General features: G+C 71.0%; 1 protein-coding gene. It reads right to left on the reverse strand.

Going from position 1 to position 587, the window contains the following annotated elements:
* Positions 1–72: 72 nt before the first annotated feature.
* Positions 73–587, reverse strand: a 515-nt coding sequence (locus tag KDK95_RS34915) for a hypothetical protein (RefSeq protein ID WP_212522632.1), incomplete at its 5' end; no start/stop codon positions are given.

Here is a 587-nt window from a genome sequence, read left to right on the forward strand (position 1 = left end):
ACTTCTTCCGTAGCTCGCCGCCCCCAGACGCTTTCCGTAGTCGCGCCGCCCCCAGACACCTCTCCCTCCTCCTTAATCGCCGTCCTGCCAATCGTCCTCGTCGCCGCCGTTCTTCGGCTTGGGCTGCACGTACGGCGCCGTCATTCCCGCGTGGCGCGAGCCGTTGTGCGCATGATCGGCGTGGCTCCACCGATGAATGTGCGGCCGCGAGATCTTCACGCCGCTGCCGTGCCCGTTCACCCGCACGCCGTGCTTGCGCACTCCCCCGATCAGCCGCTTCGTCCGCCCACGCAGCGCCGCCGGCGCTCGTTCGCCGTCGTTGCCGTCGGCCGCGTCCCCGTCACCGTCCGACTTCGCACGGTTCTTCACCTTGCGTGCCGCCGCCCCCGCAACCGACGACCCGGCACTCCCGGCCTTGTGCACCGCCGACGTCGCCCCGCTGCGCACCCGGGGGTCGTGCACCACCGCGGACGCCGTCGCCATCGACCGATCGTAAAGCCCTCGTCCGGCGCGGCTGCCCACCAACAATCCCACAGCCAGTCCCGCCGCGAACCCCAGCTTCGCGCTCACCTGCGCCTCCTCGGATC

Origin of the sequence: Actinospica acidithermotolerans (assembly GCF_018139625.1) — a bacterium.
GTDB lineage: Bacteria > Actinomycetota > Actinomycetes > Streptomycetales > Catenulisporaceae > Actinospica > Actinospica acidithermotolerans.